This is a genomic window from Nonomuraea sp. NPDC049784 (assembly GCF_040659615.1).
GTDB lineage: Bacteria > Actinomycetota > Actinomycetes > Streptosporangiales > Streptosporangiaceae > Nonomuraea.
The window spans coordinates 1-3,607 of sequence record NZ_JBFAMX010000830.1 but is presented as its reverse complement, the minus strand read 5'-3'; the positions used below and the strand labels follow the sequence as shown (position 1 = coordinate 3,607).

Annotated in this window: 3 protein-coding genes; all 3 read left to right on the top strand. The window is 70.5% G+C overall.

The window, feature by feature from the left end; all coding sequences use genetic code 11:
* Nucleotides 1-320, top strand: a 320-nt coding sequence (locus AB0J09_RS59335) for a hypothetical protein (RefSeq protein WP_360712313.1), incomplete at its 5' end; no start/stop codon positions are given.
* Nucleotides 321-584: 264 nt separating this feature from the next.
* Entirely contained in the window at nt 585-1,991 is a 1,407-nt protein-coding gene (locus tag AB0J09_RS59330) for a glycoside hydrolase 43 family protein (RefSeq protein WP_360712310.1), read from the top strand.
* A 98-nt stretch (nt 1,992-2,089) separates the two neighbouring features.
* Nucleotides 2,090-3,478 carry a hypothetical protein gene (locus AB0J09_RS59325; protein ID WP_360712308.1) on the top strand — a complete coding sequence of 463 codons (1,389 nt, stop codon included), beginning with the start codon at nt 2,090-2,092 and terminating at the stop codon, nt 3,476-3,478.
* The last annotated feature ends 129 nt before the right edge of the window (nt 3,479-3,607 follow it).

The window sequence follows — 3,607 nt, the reverse complement described above, 5'->3', positions numbered from 1 at the left end:
CCGCCGGCTCGGCCCACAAGGTCGCCACCGAGGGCTCCATCGCCCTGACCTCCGCGACCGGCCTGGTCGGGCACGTGCTCACCAAGGCGCCCAAGGGCGTGAAGTACGGCAAGTCCGTAGCCGAACTCGCCGACCAGGTGCTGCCGGCCCTGACGGCAGCCATGAGCCTGCTCAACGAGCAGGCTCCGGCAGAGGCCGACAACTTCCGCCGCACCGTCCTTGTCGCCATCGAAGCAGCCGCCCGGCCCCAGAAGGGCGAGCCCAGCCCCACCATGGCTGAGATGGCCCGCAAGATCACTGAGGCCCTCGACGCCGCTTGATGGACGTCGACCTGCGCAACTGCAACTTGTCACGGGGTCCTCTCCGGACCCCGTGACACGGCGGTGTGCCGGGTCAGGGAAGCGGCCGAGCCGGCTCGCTCCCCTTGGCCGGGCCGGTCGACCCGGCCTGTACGGCTTCAGGCGCCGCCGCCTGGCCTGAACAAGGCTGGAAACGGTTGTACAGCAGATGGCAGCGTCATTGACGTTCTCGGGATGCTAGGGCAACGTTTCCTGCAACCGATTGCAGGAGGAGCAGACCCAAGGATGACGATGTACCGCAACCCCGTGTTGAACGCCGACTGGTCCGACCCCGACGTGATCCGCGTCGGCGACGACTTCTATCTGACGGCCTCGACCTTCACCAAGGTGCCCGGGCTGCCGATCCTGCACTCGCGTGACCTGGTGAACTGGACGATCATCGGGCATGCCGTGACCAGCGGCTACGACGATGTGCGGCCCGGCTGCGGGGTGTGGGCGCCGTCCCTGCGCCATCACGACGGCCAGTTCTGGATCTTCTACGGTGATCCCGACGTGGGCATCTACCAGGTGAACGCGACCGATCCGCGAGGGCCGTGGAGCACGCCGCATGTCGTCAAGCCGGGCGCGGGGCTGATCGACCCGTGTCCGCTGTGGGACGACGACGGCCAGGCCTACCTGGTGCACGCCTGGGCCAAGAGCCGGGCGGGTGTGAAGAACCGGCTCACCTTGCACTGCATGTCGCCGGACGCCCGAGCCGTGCTGGATGAGGGCACTCTGGTCATCGACGCCGATCTGCTCCCTGGCTACGAGACGCTGGAGGGGCCCAAGCTCTACAAGCGCGACGGCGTCTACTGGATCTTCGCTCCGGCCGGGGGCGTGGAGCAGGGCTGGCAGTCGGTGTTCCGAGCAAGCTCGATCTTCGGGCCGTACGAGGACCGGATCGTGCTGGAGCAGGGCGGCACCGAGGTGAACGGGCCGCATCAGGGCGGCTGGGTGGACACCCCGACGGGTGAGCACTGGTTCATGCACTTCCAGGACCGCGGCCCCTACGGCCGGGTCGTCCATCTGCAGCCGATGGCGTGGATGGACGGCTGGCCGGTGATGGGCGACAACGGCGAGCCGGTGGCCGAAGGGCCCGTGCCCGTCGAAGGCGGCACGCCGAGTGCGCCGGCGACCTGCGACGACTTCGCCGGGCCAGGGCTCGGGCTGCAGTGGAGCTGGCAGGCCAACCCCGACCCCTCCTGGTGGCAGGTGAGCGACGGCACCCTCCGCCTGGCCTGTGTGCCGGGGCCGGAGGATCTGCGCGAGCGGCCGTCCGTGCTCGGCCAGCGGCTGCCCGGCGACCCCTGCACGGTCACCACCAGCCTCACCCTGGAAGGCGAGGGAACGGCGGGGCTGGTGGTGACCGGCGACACCTACGCCTATGTCGGGGTGGAACGCACGCCAGACGGGCTGGTGCTGGTGTGCGGAGACATGAAGCCGGTGCCGGTGCGCGACCAGGTCGTCATCGGAGCACGCATCGGCGAGGGCGCGCTGGTCACCTTCCTGGCCGACACCGGCGACGGACTGTGCGAGGTCGGTGCGCCCTTCCAGGCCACCCAGGGCCGGTGGGTGGGAGCGGTGCTCGGCCTGTTCGCCGCGGGAGACGGCACAGGGCAGGCGATCTTCAACCCGTTCACCATCGAAAGGTAGCGGCCCACGCCCCCGGAAGGCACCTCAAAGTAATCATGTAGCTACATATGGTTACCATGGATCAGGTTCGTGGATGTACCACTCCAGGGGGGCTGGAAATGACTGATGACACCCGGGCCGACAGCGCCGAGCTCGAGGCGGAGGCGGTGGGCGGCGAGGCCGTGCTGCTGCACAGCCAGGACGATCCGGCGGCCGCCGCCGCGGTCGACGCGGCCGTCAGGAGCGAGCTGCTCGACGACTCCTCGATGCGCGAGGCGGTCGACGTCGAGTGGCCGGCGGCCAAGGGGGAGAGTGAGCGGCAGATCGCCGAGCTCCCGTCCGAGGACCAGGACCGCCTGCGCCGGCTCCAGGGCGAGCTGCGCACCATGGGCGCGGACGTCTGGCCGGTGTCCAGGTGGTGGGGGTTCGAGATCCACCTCAACGAGAGCGCCGCGCTGCTGGCCGCCGAGATCCCGCAGCTCATCGGTCAGACCGCGGCCATCGTGCTCGGCTCCTGGGTGGCGCCGATCGTCGAGCGGCAGGTGCGGGCCAAGGCCGACCGGATCGCCGCAGTCGCCCGGCCGTACGGCGTGAAGCTGGCCTCGCCCTGGACCTCGCCCGCCATGCTCGTGCCCGCCCGAGAGGACCGGCGCGCCGGCACCGGGCTGCACTGGGCGGTTCACGAGCCCGGCGAGGGATGGAGCGCGGACCAGAGATTCATCGAGCACTTCAACGTGTCGAGCCCGGCCCTCGCCGAGTTCCAGGACCGGCTCTACCTCGTTCACCGCGGCGACGCCAACGACACCAGCCTGTGGTGGGCGGTCTACGACGCGAAGGAGGGCTGGAGCGAGGACCGGAAGTTCCCCGGGCACGTCAGCGACTCGGCCCCGGCGCTGGCGGCGTACGACGGCCTGCTCTACTGCGCGCACCGCGGCGACGGCAACGACTCCCTGTGGTGGACGCGGTGGGACGGCTCCTCCTGGACCCCCGACGCCAAGCTTTCGGACCACCCCAGCGTCGCGGGCCCGGCGCTGGCCGCCTACGACGGGCAGCTCTACTGCGTGCACGCCGGCACGGACTCCAGCCTGTGGTGGACCCGGTGGGACGGCTCCTCCTGGAGTCCCTGCCAGAAGCTGCCCAACCACGCCTGCCGGTCCAACCCCGCGCTGGCCGTCTACCGCGGCCACCTCTACTGCGTGCATGCCGGCGCCGACTCCAGCCTGTGGTGGACGCGGTGGGACGGCTCCTCCTGGACCCCCGACCAGAAGCTGTCCCAGCGCTCCGCCGCCGAGGACCCGGCCCTGACCGTCTACAAGGACCGGATCTACTGCGTGCACCGCGACAGCTCCGACCAGAGCCTGTGGTGTTCCGGCTTCGACGGCTCCGGCTGGAGCGCCGGCGAGAGGCTGCCCGGCCATCACAGCGCCGAGGGGCCCGCCGTCATCGCCTACCGCGACAGGAACGCCACCCGCGACCAGCTCCTGTGCGTGCATCAGTGCGCCCGTTAGAGACGCGGAAGTGGGGGGGGGGGGGGGGGGGGGGGCGAGGTAGCCGAAAAACAGACACACCGGGACCCCCGGCAGCAATAACGCGAGCAGAACGCAGGCCGTCCGCCCCGGGGTCCCGGCGCCTGTCAG

Excerpts from the sequence above, each read along its gene's own strand:
- AB0J09_RS59330 (WP_360712310.1), top strand. The coding sequence starts at position 585 with ATGACGATGTACCGCAACCCCGTGTTGAACGCCGACTGGTCCGACCCC.
- AB0J09_RS59325 (WP_360712308.1), top strand. The coding sequence starts at position 2,090 with ATGACTGATGACACCCGGGCCGACAGCGCCGAGCTCGAGGCGGAGGCG.